At 69.3% G+C, this 13,304-nt stretch carries 12 protein-coding genes; 4 read left to right on the top strand and 8 right to left on the bottom strand.

Annotated features, from left to right (window positions below; translation table 11 throughout):
- Window positions 1-140: 140 nt before the first annotated feature.
- A complete protein-coding gene (locus CH341_RS20500) occupies window positions 141-422 on the bottom strand; it encodes a hypothetical protein (RefSeq protein ID WP_111420839.1) in 282 nt (93 codons plus the stop codon).
- On the opposite strand from CH341_RS20500, the gene CH341_RS33795 reads away from it, so the two are divergent.
- The 3 genes from CH341_RS33795 to CH341_RS20490 are packed head-to-tail and all read left to right on the top strand — an operon-like array spanning window position 415 to window position 3,380.
- Window positions 415-837 carry a hypothetical protein gene (locus CH341_RS33795; RefSeq protein WP_210208481.1) on the top strand — a complete coding sequence of 141 codons (423 nt, stop codon included), beginning with the start codon at window positions 415-417 and terminating at the stop codon, window positions 835-837. The genes CH341_RS20500 and CH341_RS33795 overlap by 8 nt on opposite strands.
- Window positions 838-846: 9 nt before the next feature.
- Entirely contained in the window at window positions 847-2,694 is a 1,848-nt protein-coding gene (locus CH341_RS20495) for an aminopeptidase P family protein (protein WP_111420838.1), read from the top strand.
- The gene (locus CH341_RS20490) at window positions 2,691-3,380 is read left to right on the top strand and encodes an SDR family oxidoreductase (RefSeq protein WP_111420837.1); all 690 of its coding nucleotides are present in this window, start codon (window positions 2,691-2,693) and stop codon (window positions 3,378-3,380) included. Before CH341_RS20495 ends, CH341_RS20490 begins: the two co-directional genes overlap by 4 nt.
- A gap of 250 nt (window positions 3,381-3,630) precedes the next feature.
- On the opposite strand, the gene glxR is transcribed toward CH341_RS20490, so the two are convergent.
- From glxR to CH341_RS20455, 7 genes are all read right to left on the bottom strand, one after another.
- Window positions 3,631-4,584, bottom strand: coding sequence for a 2-hydroxy-3-oxopropionate reductase (gene glxR / locus CH341_RS20485; protein ID WP_111420841.1), 954 nt, complete (start codon window positions 4,582-4,584; stop codon window positions 3,631-3,633).
- Between the two features lie 25 nt (window positions 4,585-4,609).
- Window positions 4,610-5,395, bottom strand: coding sequence for a 2-dehydro-3-deoxyglucarate aldolase (garL, locus tag CH341_RS20480; protein WP_111420836.1), 786 nt, complete (start codon window positions 5,393-5,395; stop codon window positions 4,610-4,612).
- A 41-nt stretch (window positions 5,396-5,436) separates the two neighbouring features.
- Window positions 5,437-6,804, bottom strand: a complete 1,368-nt coding sequence (gene gudD, locus CH341_RS20475; RefSeq protein WP_111420835.1) for a glucarate dehydratase — start codon at window positions 6,802-6,804, stop codon at window positions 5,437-5,439.
- Between the two features lie 185 nt (window positions 6,805-6,989).
- Complete coding sequence (locus tag CH341_RS20470; protein ID WP_210208480.1) at window positions 6,990-7,979, bottom strand: Bug family tripartite tricarboxylate transporter substrate binding protein; 990 nt, start codon at window positions 7,977-7,979, stop codon at window positions 6,990-6,992.
- Window positions 7,980-8,043: 64 nt separating this feature from the next.
- The gene (locus tag CH341_RS20465; protein WP_111420840.1) at window positions 8,044-8,991 is read right to left on the bottom strand and encodes an SMP-30/gluconolactonase/LRE family protein; all 948 of its coding nucleotides are present in this window, start codon (window positions 8,989-8,991) and stop codon (window positions 8,044-8,046) included.
- Between the two features lie 183 nt (window positions 8,992-9,174).
- Window positions 9,175-10,728 (bottom strand): galactarate dehydratase, encoded by a 1,554-nt coding sequence (garD, locus tag CH341_RS20460; RefSeq protein ID WP_111420833.1) that lies wholly within the window; start codon window positions 10,726-10,728, stop codon window positions 9,175-9,177.
- 71 nt (window positions 10,729-10,799) lie between these two features.
- Window positions 10,800-12,155 carry an MFS transporter gene (locus CH341_RS20455; protein WP_425376200.1) on the bottom strand — a complete coding sequence of 452 codons (1,356 nt, stop codon included), beginning with the start codon at window positions 12,153-12,155 and terminating at the stop codon, window positions 10,800-10,802.
- A gap of 294 nt (window positions 12,156-12,449) precedes the next feature.
- Here CH341_RS20455 and CH341_RS20450 point away from each other — a divergent pair, with 294 nt between their 5' ends.
- On the top strand, window positions 12,450-13,241 hold the full coding sequence (locus CH341_RS20450) for a FadR/GntR family transcriptional regulator (RefSeq protein ID WP_111420831.1): 792 nt from the start codon (window positions 12,450-12,452) through the stop codon (window positions 13,239-13,241).
- Window positions 13,242-13,304: the final 63 nt, after the last annotated feature.

The following is a 13,304-nucleotide window of genomic DNA, read 5'->3' as shown; positions in this document are numbered from 1 at the left end:
CCGGAGCGATCGGACCTGGCGGGGTCGTCGTCCTCTCGGGGCTGCTGGCCAAGCAGGCGAACGCCGCGCTGGCGCCCTATCGGGCCCAGGGGCTCCGCCTCGTCGGCCGCATCGGCCTCGAGGGGTGGGTCAGCCTGATCTTACGCCGAGGGCGCTAGGCCGCCGGACGTATAGCGCACGGCCCAGGCGCGAGCCTGTGCATCCGGCGCCTCGATCGCGCTGCCGACCACGAAGGAATGGAAGTCCTGGGCTTCGCGCTGAGTCGCGAGGCCGTTCAGCAGGGTGCGGTAATAGTCGAGGACCCGCTTGGCCTGGCTGATCTGGGCCTCGTACAGGCCGGTGTAGAAACGACCGAGCGGACCAAACGCGGATCCCGCCGGCACGGATTTCTCGGGGATATCGTCATAGGCGACGATGGACATGGTGCAGCTTCCTTTTTGTTGCTGCCCTCCTCACGTCCTCCTGGAACGGCATCGTCAGCAGCTTTTCTGCGATGCAGTGTTTTTATGCTGCAACGCCAACATAAGCCTGTGGGCCACTTCGAACCAGCGGGAAAACCCGGACGTCTCCCGTGATTGTCCCCAGGGTGAAATGTTCTTTCATCACAAGATAAAAAACGCAGCCCTGCGGAGAGATTCCGGCGCCCTGTATCGCCCGCGTTGCGTACATCCCACCGTCCTGCATGGCAGCAATGCTGCACTGCAGCATAAAATAGGCGACGGCGACGCTGATCGTGCGAATCGGCTCGCCTTCCCGATCCGGATGCGGGCGGCCGTCGGCACCGCCCACGATTTCCGCGCGCGCGGCGCCATTGCCCGGCTCGCGCCGGCTCGATAGCCTGCCCGCATGCCCTCCCGATTCCAGAGCTTCGACGATCCGGCCGATCCGGCCGCGACCGCGCCACGCCTCGCCACCCTCCGGGCCGAGCTCGTCCGCATCGGCCTGGACGGCTTCGTGGTGCCGCGGGCCGACCGCTACCAGAACGAATACGTGCCGCCGTCCGACGAGCGTCTCGCCTGGCTGACCGGCTTCACCGGCTCGGCCGGCGCCGCGATCGTGCTGGCCGACCGCGCCGTGGTGTTCGTCGACGGCCGCTACACCCTGCAGGCGGCCGAGCAGGTCGACACCACCCGCTTCGAGATCGAGCATCTCGTCGACATGCCGCCGACCGACTGGATCGAGGCCAACCTCCAGGCCGGCGCGCGGCTCGGCTACGATCCGTGGCTGCACACCGCGCGGGGCGCCGAGAAGCTCGCCGCCGCCTGCGAGGCGGCCGGCGGCACGCTGGTCCCGGTCGCCGAGAACCCGATCGACGCCGTATGGCACGACCGCCCGGCGCCGCCGCTCGGTCCGATCGTCGTGCACGACACCCGGCACGCCGGCGAGCCGGCCGCGGACAAGCTCACGCGGCTGCAGGAGCGGCTCCGCGCCACCAAGACCACCGCGCTGGTGGTCTCCGATCCGCATGCCGTCGCCTGGCTGTTCAACATCCGCGGCAGCGACGTCGCCCACACGCCGCTGCCGCTCGCGACGGCGATCGTTCCGGCCGACGGTGCCCCTGCCCTCTATGTCGATCCGCGCAAGATCGGGCAGTCCGTGCGCGAGTCGCTGGCCGGCCCGCTCGACATCGCCACGCCCGATGCCTTCGAGATCGATCTGGCCCGGCTCGCGAGCGCGGGCGCGACCATCCGGCTCGACGACGCGACCGCCGCCGACGCGATCGCCCGCATCGTCCGGGCCGCTGGCGGCAAGGTCGTGCAGGGGTCCGATCCGATCGCCCTCATGAAGGCGGTGAAGAACGCGACCGAGATCGACGGCGCGCGCGCGGCGCACCGGCGGGACGGTGTCGCGCTGGTGCGCTTCCTCGCCTGGCTCGACGGCGCTGCCGCGACCGGCGGCGTCAGCGAGATCGATGCGGTCGAGATGCTGGAGCAGGTCAGGGCGGACGGCGGCCTGCTCGAGGACGTCTCGTTCCCGACCATCGCGGGCGCCGGCCCGAACGGCGCCATCGTCCACTACCGGGTCACGCGCAAGACCAACCGGCGGCTGGGGTCGGGCGAGCTGTTCCTGGTCGACTCGGGCGCCCAGTATGTCGACGGCACCACCGACGTGACCCGCACCGTGGCGATCGGCACGCCGACCGACGAGATGCGCGACCGCTTCACCCGCGTGCTGAAGGGCCACATCGCGCTCGCCCGCGCCGTGTTCCCGGACGGCACCAACGGCGCCCAGCTCGACAGCTTCGCCCGCATGTTCCTGTGGTCGGCGGGGCTCGACTTCGACCACGGCACCGGCCACGGGATCGGCAGCTATCTGTCGGTGCACGAAGGCCCGGCGCGCATCTCCAAGCTCGGCAGCACGGCGCTCCAGCGCGGCATGATCCTGTCCGACGAGCCCGGCTATTACAGGACCGGCGCCTACGGCATCCGCATCGAGAACCTGCTGCTGGTGATCGAGGCGCCGGCCATCGACGGCGCCGAACGGCCGCTGAACGCCTTCGAGACGCTGACGCTGGCGCCCATCGATCTGCGCCTCGTCGCCCCGACCCTGATGACGGCCGACGAGATCGCCTGGCTCGACGCCTATCACGCAAGGGTGCGAGACGAGATCGGTCCGCTGGTCGACCCGGCCACCCGCGACTGGCTCGCCGAGGCGACGCGGCCGGTCGGCGACTTCATCGGAGAGGTCCCATGACCACGTTCCTGATCACCGGCGCGAGCCGCGGCATCGGCCTCGGCCTGGTCGAGCGTCTGGCGGCGCGCGGCGACAGCGTGCTCGCCTGCGCCCGCGATCCGGCGGCGCCCGACCTCGCCGCGCTCGCGGCGCGCAGCGAGGGGCGCGTCTCCGTCCACCGGCTGGACGTCGGCGACGCCGATTCACTGGCCGAGCTGGCGGCGAGCCTCGACGGACAGCCGATCGACGTGCTGGTCAACAATGCCGGCGTGCGCGGGCCGCGGCGCCAGGGCGCGCTCGACATGGATTTCGCCGGCTTCGCCGAGACGCTCGCGATCAACACGCTGGCGCCGCTGCGAGTCGCGCAGGCGCTGCTGCCGAACCTGCGGGCCGGCGAGCGGCCGCGCCTCGTCACCATCTCGAGCCGCATGGGGCAGCTCACCGCCCCCAGCACCGGCGACGTCGCCTATCGCACGTCCAAGGCGGCCGTGAACAAGGTGATGCAGCTGCTCGCGGCCGAGCTGCGGCCGATGGGCATCACCGTGGTCGTGGTGCATCCGGGCTGGGTGCAGACCGCCATGGGCGGCAAGGCCGCGGCCCTGACGGTCGATCAGTCGACCCGCGGGCTGATCGGTGTGATCGACGGTCTCACGATCGACAAGACCGGCGGCTTCTTCAACTACGACGGTACGCCGCTGGCGTGGTGAGCGCGCATCCCCCCTGCTCCGCGCGCCAAAAGGTTTCTCCGTCCTCACCCTGAGGAGCCCGCGCAGCGGGCGTCTCGAAGGGCGAGGACGGCCACCGACGGTGCTCGCGGGCCACATGGTTCGAGACGCGGCCTGCGGCCGCTCCTCACCATGAGGAGAGATGTCCTGCGACGACGCGCCAGTCGCCGCCCGGCCGCCGCATGACTGCGGCAGTCCGCCGGCCGGACGGCGACCCGCGAGCCGGAGGCGATTACGCCTTCGGGGCCTGGCCGATCTCGAAATTGGCCATGATCTCCAGCGCCTTCACCATGCCGGAGTGATCCCACTTCGAGCCGCCATGCGCCGCGCAGGAGTTGAACAGCTCCTGTGCCGTTGCGGTATTGGGCAGGCTGAGGCCCATCTTCTTCGCCGCCGAGAGGGCAAGGTTGAGGTCCTTCTGGTGCAGCTCGATGCGGAAGCCCGGATCGAAGGTGCGCTTGACCATGCGGTCGCCGTGCACCTCGAGGATGCGCGAGTTGGCGAAGCCGCCCATCAGCGCCTGACGCACCTTGGCCGGATCGGCGCCCGCCTTGGCGGCGAACAGCAGCGCCTCGCCGACCGCCTCGATGGTCAGCGCGACGATGATCTGGTTCGCCACCTTGCAGGTCTGCCCGTCGCTGACGCCGCCGACCAGGGTGATGTTCTTGCCCATCAGCTCGAACAGCGGCTTGACGGTCTCGAACACGGACTCTTTGCCGCCGACCATGATGGTGAGCGACGCCTGCTTGGCGCCGACCTCGCCGCCCGACACCGGCGCGTCGAGATACTCGCAGCCGAGCGCCTCGACCTTGGCGGCGTACTCCTTGGTCTCGATCGGCGAGATCGAGCTCATGTCGACGACGATCTTGCCCTTCGACAAACCGGCCGCGATCCCGTTCTCGGAGAACAGCGCGGCGCCGACGTCGGGCGTGTCCGGCACCATGATGATGACGATGTCGGACTTCTGGGCGACCTCCTTGGCCGACGCGCAGGCGACGCCGCCCTTGTCGGTCAGCTCCGCCTTCGGCGGCCGCAGGTCGTAGAGGAAGAGTTGATGGCCGGCGGCGATCAGATGGCCCGCCATCGGCGTGCCCATGATGCCGAGGCCGACGAAGCCGATCTTGCTCATGTGAGTCTCCTTCGAGGGTCGGCCGACGCTCTGTTCGGCGCGGCCGTGTTGCTGAATGAATGCAGGCGAGAAACGTCGGGCCTCAGCCCGCCTTGAACTTGTCGCGCAGCGCCTGGGTGGCGCCGCGGAAGAGGCCGAGGTCGCTGCCGACCGCGACGAACGTGGCGCCCCAGTCGAGATAGCGGCGCGCTTCGGCCTCGACGCCGGTGAGGATGCCAGCCGCCTTGCCGGCCGCACGGGCGCGGTCGAACACGTGCCTGATCACCTCCTGCACCTCGGGATGGTTCGGATCGGCGAGGTGGCCGTAGGCGGCGGCGAGATCGTTCGGGCCGACGAACAGGCCGTCCACACCGTCGACCGCGGCGATCGCATCGACCGCCTCGACGCCCTTGCGGGTCTCGATCTGCAGCAGGACCGTGATGTTGTCGTTGATGGCCGGGAAGTAGCCCTGGGCGTTCAGCGTCCCGTAATTGTTGCTTCGCTGCGAGACCGAGACCCCGCGAAAGCCGGCCGGCGGATAGCGGGTCGACGCGACGGCGCGCTCGGCCTCCTCGACGCTCTCGATGTAGGGGATGAGGAAGTTGTGGAAGCCGATGTCCAGAAGCCGCTTGAGGATCACGGGCTCGTTCCAGGGCGGCCGCACCACCGGCGCCGAGACGCTGTCCTTGAGCGCCATCAGCTGGGGCACGAGCGACAGCACGTCGTTGGGCGAGTGCTCGGCGTCCAGGAGAATCCACTCGAAGCCGGCGAGCCCGAGAACCTCGGTGGTGATCGGGCTGGCGAGCGAGGCCCAGCAGCCGATCACGGTCTTGCCGGACCGGATGTCGGCGCGGAACTGATTTGGAAAGGGACGGTAGGGCGTGGTCATTCGGGTGTCCGTTGGTCTTGCGGGGTGTCGTGGGGAAGGAATCAGCGCACCAGGCACGGCGCCTTGCGATCGAAGCGCCAGCCCGGGATGAGGTATTGCATCGCGGCGGCGTCGTCGCGGGCGCCGAGGCCGTGCTCCTTGTACAGCCGATGCGCCGCCTCGACGGCGTCCATGTCGAGCGTGACGCCGAGGCCGGGAGCGTCCGGCACGACGATCTGCCCACCGCGAATCTTCAGCGGATCGCGGGTGAGGTTCTGGCCGTCCTGCCAGATCCAGTGGGTGTCGATGGCGGTGACCCGTCCGGGCGCCGCCGCCGCCACATGGGTGAACATCGCCAGCGACACGTCGAAGTGGTTGTTGGAATGCGAGCCCCAGGTGAGGCCGAAGTCGCGGCAGGTCTGCGCGACCCGCACCGATCCCTGCATGGTCCAGAAATGCGGGTCGGCGAGCGGAATGTCCACGGACTGCAGGACGAGCGAGTGCACCATCTCGCGCCAGTCGGTGGCGATCATGTTGGTCGCGGTCGGCAGCCCGGTGGCGCGGCGGAACTCGGCCATCACCTCGCGGCCGGAAAATCCCTCCTCCGAACCGCACGGATCCTCGGCATAGGCGAGCACGGGCCCGAGGCCGCGGCATAGCCGGATCGCCTCGGCGAGCGACCAGGCGCCGTTGGGATCGAGCGTGATGCGGGCGTCGGGGAAGCGCGTCTTCAGCGCCGTGACGGCCTCGACCTCCTGGTCGCCGGAGAAGACGCCACCCTTCAGCTTGAAATCACGAAACCCGTAGCGGGCCTGGGTGGCCTCGGCGAGCCGCACCACGGCCTGCGGCGTCAGCGCCGGCTCGTGCCGGAGCTTTTGCCAGTCGTCGCCCTTTTGGGGCGGCGCCTCGTAGGGGAGCGGCGTCTTGGTGCGGTCGCCCACGTAGAACAGATAACCCAGCACGTCGACCGCATCGCGCTGCTGGCCTTCGCCGAGCAGGGCCGCGACCGGCACGCCGAGATACTGCCCGAGCAGGTCGAGCAGCGCCGACTCGAGCGCCGTCACGGCATGGATGGTGATGCGCAGATCGAAGGTCTGGAATCCGCGTCCGCCCGCGTCACGCGCCGCGAAGGTCTTGCGCACGCTGTTCAGGACGGCGTTGTAGCCGCCGATCGGCTGGCCGACGAGGAGCGGCGTCGCGTCCTCGAGGGTCTGGCGGATTTTCTCGCCGCCCGGCACCTCGCCGATGCCGGTGCGGCCGGACGAGTCCGTGACGATCACCAGGTTGCGGGTGAAGAACGGTCCGTGCGCGCCGCTCAGATTCAAGAGCATGCTGTCGCGGCCGGCGACCGGCACCACGCGCACGGCGGTGACGACGGGGGTGCTCTTCACCGGAGCAGATTGGGCGCCGGCGGCGTCCGTCGTGGTCATGGCGTCTCTCTCCTGCGCGATTGGACCTGTGTCCCGCGCCGCGATCGGTTTCCGTCATTCCGGGGCGCACCGAAGGTGCGAACCCGGAATCCAGCGACACACTCGGAGGACCGGACTGGATTCCGGGTTCGGCGCTGCGCGCCGCCCCGGAATGACCAGCACACCTGTCACTCCGTCCGCCCCCCTCACTCGATCGAGATCTTCCCGACCTCGATGACCTCTTTCCAGCGCGCCAGCTCCGTCACCAGGAAGGCGCGGAACTCGTCCGGGGTGTTGGCGACGATCTCGAAGCCGAGCTCCTCCATGCGGGGCCGCACGTCGGGGGCGTTGAGGGCGGCGACGATCTCGCCGTGCAGCTTCGTCTTCACGTCGGCCGGCAATCCCTTGGGCGCCGCGATGGCCTGCCAGGAGAACACGTCGGCCCCGCTGACACCGGCTTCGGTGAGCGTCGGAATGTTCGGCAGCAGCGGCGAGCGCTTGTCGCCCGTCACGGCCAGGACCTTCAGGTTGCCGCCCTTGATCTGGGTGATCACGGCATTGATGTTCTGGAACGACACGTCGACATGGCCGGCGACGAGATCGCTGATCGCCGGCGCGCCGCCGCGATACGGCACGTGCAGCCCCTGGGTGCCGGTCTTCTGCCAGAACAGCGCCGCGGTGAGATGATCCGACGAGCCCGCGCCCGAGCTCGCGAACGAGATCTTTCCGGGCCGCTTCTTCAGCTCGTCGACCAGCTCGGCCACCGTGTTGGCCGGGAACTTGGGGTTGGCCACCAGCACGTTCGGGGCCCGCACCGCGACCGTGAGCAGGTCGAAGTCCTTCAGCGGATCGTATTGCAGCTTGGGCTGCAGGAACGGGTTGGTCGCGTAGACGCCGATCGAGGCGACCAGGATGGTGTAGCCGTCGGGCGGCGCCCGCATCACCGAGGTCGCCCCGATGGCGCCGGTGGCGCCGGAGCGGTTCTCGATCACGAAGGCCTGGCCGAGCTTCTCGTTGAGCTTCTGGCCGACCTGGCGGGCGACCATGTCGGTCGACCCGCCGGCCGGGAACGGCACCACGACCGTGACGGGATGGTCCGGATACGGGCCCGCGAGGGCGGGTGCGGTCGTGAGAGCAAGGGCGGCGGCGGTGCCGCCGAGCACGAGCGCCGTGCGCCGTGTGATATCGATCGTCATGACCATGTTCCTCCGGGGGCTTTTTTGGATTTGTCGCCGATCATTCGTCTTGTTCGGACCATTCTCACCAGGGGGTCGCACCCCGTGCATTGGTCATCAGCGAGTAGATCGAGTGGGTGGACGTCATGAACAGGCGGTCGTGATTGATGCCGCCGAAGCAGAGATTGGCGCAGCGCTCGGGCAGCGAGATGTGGGCGATCGCCTTGCCGTCCGGCGTGAGCACCCGCACGCCGTCGAGCTCGTCGGTCCCCTGCCCCCAGCCGCACCACAGATTGCCGTCGGCATCGCACCGCATGCCGTCGATCGTGCCGCCGTCGGCGGCCTCGAACAGCACGCGGCTGTTGGCGAGCTTGGTCCCGTTCTCGACCACGTCGAACACCCGCATCTTGCGCGGGGTGGTGCGGGCCTCGACGACGTAGAGCTTGGACTCGTCGGGCGAGAAGCACAGCCCGTTGGGGCCCACGATGTCGGTGGTCATCGCGCTGACGCGGCCGTCCGGGGCGACACGATAGACCGTGTGGGGCAGCTCGGGCCGCGCCATGCGCTCGCTCGGATTGGGGCCGAAGGCCGGATCCGTGAACCAGATCGAGCCGTCGGAGCGCGACACGACGTCGTTGGGCGAGTTGAACGACTTGCCCTCGAACTTGTCGGCGACGACCGTGATCGAGCCGTCGATCTCGGTGCGGGTGACGCGGCGGGTCAGGTGCTCGCAGGTGACCAGGCGACCGCTCCGGTCGCGCGTGTTGCCGTTGGAAAAGTTCGCCGGCTTGCGATAGGCGGCGATGCGCCCGGTGATCTCGTCCCAGCGGATGATGGCGTCGCCCGTCACGTCGCTGAACAGCAGGCAGCGCCAGTCGCCCATCCACACCGGGCCTTCGGCCCAGCGGAACCCGGTGGCGATGCGCTCGACGGTCGCCGACGAGACCCAGTATTTCCGGAAGGACGGATCGAGGATCTTTATCGCCGGATCCGGAACGCGGAGCGACGGCTCCCAGCCGGCATGCGCCGGCATCGCGGAGGCGGCGAGCGCGGCCGCGCCGAGCCCGGCGAGCAGGCCGCGCCGCGACGGGGCCGGAGAGGCTTCGGTCTGATCGTGTCGGTCGACGTCATGAGGCATCATGGGCGGTCTCCGTTCTGATCGTGACAAGGGCGGTTCTGGACGAACGACGGCAGGCGGCTGACGAGCCGGCGAATCTCAGGTCACCGGCGCGGGATTGAACACGGCGAGGGCGTTGTGCAGGCCCCAGTGGTCGGACCACGGCTTCTTGCGGCCGGAGGCGACCTCGAGCAGCAGATGGAACAGCTCCCAGCCGATCTCCTCGATGGTCTTCTCGCCGGTGGCGATGCGGCCGGCGTCGATGTCGATGAGATCGTGCCAGCGCGCCGAGAGATCCTTCCGGGTGGCCATCTTGATCACCGGCACGGCGGCGAGCCCGTAGGGCGTGCCGCGGCCCGTGGTGAACACCTGCAGGGTGATGCCGGAGGCGAGCTGCATGGTGCCGCAGACGAAGTCGGAGGCCGGCGTCGCCGCGAAGATCAGGCCCCGCGTCGTCGCCTTCTCGCCCGGCGCCAATACGCCCGAGATGGCGCTGGTGCCGGACTTGGCGATCGAGCCCAGCGCCTTCTCGACGATGTTGGCGAGGCCGCCCTTCTTGTTGCCGGGGGTCGGATTGGCGCTGCGGTCGGTCTCGCCGGCGGCGAGATAGCGGTCGTACCAGTCCATCTCGCGGATCAGCGCGCGGCCGATCGCCTCGGTCTTGCAGCGAGGCGTGAGCAGATGCACGGCGTCGCGCACCTCGGTCACCTCGGAGAACATCACGGTGGCGCCGGCCCGCACCAGCAGGTCCGAGCAGAAGCCGACCGCCGGATTGGCGGTGACGCCCGAGAAGGCGTCGGAGCCGCCGCACTGCATGCCGACGACCAGCTCGGAGGCCGGCACCGGCTCGCGCTTGCGGCGGTTCAGCGTCTCCAGATGCGTCTCGGCCATCGCCATGATCGCGTCCACCATCGCCTGAAAGCCGGTGAAGCGCTCGTCCTGCATGCGGACGATGGTGTCGTCGGCCTCGCCCGCGTAGGCTTCGGGCACGAGCCGCTCCGGCTGGAGCTTCTCGCAGCCGAGCGACACCACCATGATCTCGCCGCCGAAGTTCGGGTTGAGCGCGAGATTCTGCAGCGCCCGGATCGGCACCACGGCGGCCGGCGCGTTGATGGCGACCCCGCAGCCGTAGAGATGGTTGAGGCCGACCACGTCGTCGACGTTCGGGTAGCGCGGCAGCAGCTTCTCCTTCACCAACCGCACCACGTAGTCGACCGTGCCGGCGACGCAGTGCACGCTGGTCGAGATGCCGAGGATGTTGCGGGTGCCGACCGAGCCGTCCGGATTGCGGTAGCCGTCGAACGTGTAGCCGTCGAGCGGCGGCAGCGGCGCCGGCACCTTGGTGGCGAGCGGCAGCTCCTCCAGCACGGGCGGCGCTGGCAGCCGCACCGAGAACTCGTCGATCCAGCAGCCCTTGGCCAGCGGCCGGTCGGCCGTGCCGATGACCTCGCCGTAGCGGCGCACGATGCCGCCTTCGGGAATGTCCGTCAGCGCCACCTTGTGGCCCTGCGGCACGTGGTCGACCAGCGTCAGCCCGTCGTCGAACACGGTGCCGGCCGGCAGACCGCCGGAGTTCGCCACGATGGCGACGTTGTCGTCGGGGTGGACCTTGATGCGGAGCGGCTTCGTCCGGATCGCGGCTTCGGTGACCATGATCTCGACTCCGTGGCGAGAGAGCTTCGGAAGCGACCCAGGGCGCCGCGCGGGCGCCCCGGGTCCGGGGGTCAGGCCGGCGTGCGGGGCAGCGAGCGGGTCAGCTTCACCCGCTCGATCGAGCCGACGACGAACAGCATGCTGAGCAGCGCCACGGCGGCGCTCGCGCCGACGAACACCAGGGCCCCCGCGAACGTGCCGGTGGCCTGCAGGATGTAGCCGATGACGATCGGCGTGATGATGCCGGCGAGATTGCCGAAGGTGTTGAACAGCGCTCCCGAGAGACCACCGGCCTCCTTGGGCGAGGTGTCGGACACCACGGCCCAGCCCAGCGCGCCGACACCCTTGCCGAAGAAGGCGAGCGACATGAACACCACCACCAGCATGTCGGATTCGACGTAGTTGCAGGCGATCATCGACATCGCCATCAGCATGCCGGCGACGATCGGCGTCTTGCGCGCCGCCGACAGCGACCAGCCGGCCTTCAGCAGCCGGTCGGAGATCCAGCCGCCCAGCACACCGCCGACGAAGCCGCAGATCGCCGGCAGCGAGGCGACGAAGCCGGCCTTGAGGATCGTCATGTGCCGCTCGGTGACCAGATAGACCGGGAACCAGGTCAGGAAGAAGTAGGTCATCACGTTGATGCAGAACTGGAAGACGTAGACGCCGACCAGCATGCGGGTGGACAGCAGCTCCTTCAGGCACGCGATGGTGTCGACCTGGGTGGCGGGGTCCACCTTGGTCTTGGCGTCGAGGTCGACCAGCGCGCCGCCGGCCTGGATGTAGTCGATCTCGGCCTGGTTGACGCGCGGATGCGCCTTCGGGCCGTAGATCACCTTGCTCCAGGTCAGCGCCAGCAGCAGGCCGAGCCCGCCCATGAAGTAGAACACGAACTGCCAGCCGAAGGTGTGGACGATCCAGCCCATGATCGGGGCGAAGAAGGCAGTGGCGAAATACTGGGCCGAGTTGAAGATCGCCGAGGCGAGGCCGCGCTCGTTGGCCGGAAACCAGGCCGAGGTGATGCGGCCGTTGCCCGGGAACGACGGCGCCTCGGCGGCGCCGACCGCGAAGCGCAACACGAACAGCAGCGCGACGGCCGCTCCGCCGGTGAGGAAGCCGACGGCGCCCTGGAACATCGTGAACAGCGACCACAGCGTCAGCGCGGCGCAGTAGGTGGTCTTCGAGCCGAAACGGTCGAGCAGCCAGCCGCCGGGAAGCTGGGCCAACACGTAGGACCAGGCGAAGGCCGAGAAGATGTAGCCCATCTGCACGGCGGAGAGATCGAGCGCCTTGCGGATGTCGGGACCGGCGATCGAGATGGTGGCGCGGTCGGCGAAATTGACCGTGGTGACGACGAACAGCATCACCAGGATGGACCAGCGCACATTGCTGCGCCGGACCTGTGCGGCCTCCGCCGTGTAGGAGATTGCCATGGGGACTTGCCTGCCTTCGCTGGAAGCGTGCGGGCTCGAACCAGGCCCGCCGGGCCGTTGCGGTCGAAACGGTCCGGCGAGACCGGACCTACGGAACTCTCATCTGTCGTCGTATGACTGGGACCGGCGACCTGAGGGCGTGCAAGAAGTGCCGTAGCGCGAATGTCCTCTCAATCCGAAGTAATACTCAATTTCCGCTGCGAGCGAAAGAGACCTCTTCACGCCTTATGTCATCTGACGTATGATGACTTAGCTGACGCTGCCGCCGGCCTTGCGAGGAATCGATCCATGTCCGCAACCGACCCCGCCCCGACGGCCGACCGCCCGGCCCGCGGTGGGCCCGCCGAGGCCGAGCGGACGCGGCGCCCGAACCTCGCCGAGTCGGTGGTCCGGGCCTTGTCGGAACGAATCCGCGCCGGTGCCTACCGGCCCGGCGAGAAGCTGCCGACCGAGCCGGCCGTCATGGCCGAGCTGGGGGTCAGCCGCACCGTGGTGCGCGAGGCGATGTCGCGGCTGCAGGCGAGCGGCCTCGTCGTCACCCGGCACGGCGTCGGCACCTTCGTGTGCGAGGCGCCGAGCGCGCCGGTGCGGTTCGATCCGGTGGTGTCGGTCGAGGACGTGCTCGCCATGCTGGAGCTGCGCATCAGCCTGGAGACCGAGGCCGCCGCCATCGCGGCCGCGCGGCGGCGCGAGGAGCATCTCGTCGCGATGCAGCGCGCGGTCGACGACTTCGAGACCGAGATCACGGCCGGCCGCAACGGCGTCGATGCGGATTTCCGCTTCCACATGCAGGTCGCGCTCGCCACCGGCAACCGCTACTTCGAGGGCATCTTCCGCCAGCTCGGCACCGCGACGATCCCGCGCACGCGGCTCGACACCACGGCGCTGTCGGCCGAGCCGGCGTCGTCCTACCTGCACCGCACCAATCGCGAGCACGAGCAGATTCTCGACGCGATCCGCCGCCGCGACGCGGAGTCGGCCCGCGCCGGCATGCGCATGCACCTCGCCAACAGCCGCGAGCGCCTGCGCAAGGCGAACGCCATCGCCGACGAGACCGAGACGGCGCCGGGCGGGGGGTGAATTGATTCGGAGTCATTCCGGGGCGCGGCGAAGCCGCGAACCCGGAATCCAGCCACGACCCCG

The organism is Rhodoplanes roseus (assembly GCF_003258865.1).
In the GTDB taxonomy this organism is placed as follows: domain Bacteria; phylum Pseudomonadota; class Alphaproteobacteria; order Rhizobiales; family Xanthobacteraceae; genus Rhodoplanes; species Rhodoplanes roseus.
This window is presented reverse-complemented; position numbering and strand designations above follow the sequence as displayed.

Bases quoted from the DNA above. Each gene is read 5' to 3' on its own strand.
- CH341_RS33795 (WP_210208481.1), top strand. From the start codon at position 415: ATGGACATGGTGCAGCTTCCTTTTTGTTGCTGCCCTCCTCACGTCCTC.
- CH341_RS20500 (WP_111420839.1), bottom strand. From the start codon at position 422: ATGTCCATCGTCGCCTATGACGATATCCCCGAGAAATCCGTGCCGGCG.
- CH341_RS20495 (WP_111420838.1), top strand. From the start codon at position 847: ATGCCCTCCCGATTCCAGAGCTTCGACGATCCGGCCGATCCGGCCGCG.
- CH341_RS20490 (WP_111420837.1), top strand. From the start codon at position 2,691: ATGACCACGTTCCTGATCACCGGCGCGAGCCGCGGCATCGGCCTCGGC.
- garL (WP_111420836.1), bottom strand. From the start codon at position 5,395: ATGACCACGCCCTACCGTCCCTTTCCAAATCAGTTCCGCGCCGACATC.
- gudD (WP_111420835.1), bottom strand. From the start codon at position 6,804: ATGACCACGACGGACGCCGCCGGCGCCCAATCTGCTCCGGTGAAGAGC.
- CH341_RS20470 (WP_210208480.1), bottom strand. From the start codon at position 7,979: ATGACGATCGATATCACACGGCGCACGGCGCTCGTGCTCGGCGGCACC.
- CH341_RS20465 (WP_111420840.1), bottom strand. From the start codon at position 8,991: ATGCCGGCGCATGCCGGCTGGGAGCCGTCGCTCCGCGTTCCGGATCCG.
- garD (WP_111420833.1), bottom strand. From the start codon at position 10,728: ATGGTCACCGAAGCCGCGATCCGGACGAAGCCGCTCCGCATCAAGGTC.
- CH341_RS20450 (WP_111420831.1), top strand. From the start codon at position 12,450: ATGTCCGCAACCGACCCCGCCCCGACGGCCGACCGCCCGGCCCGCGGT.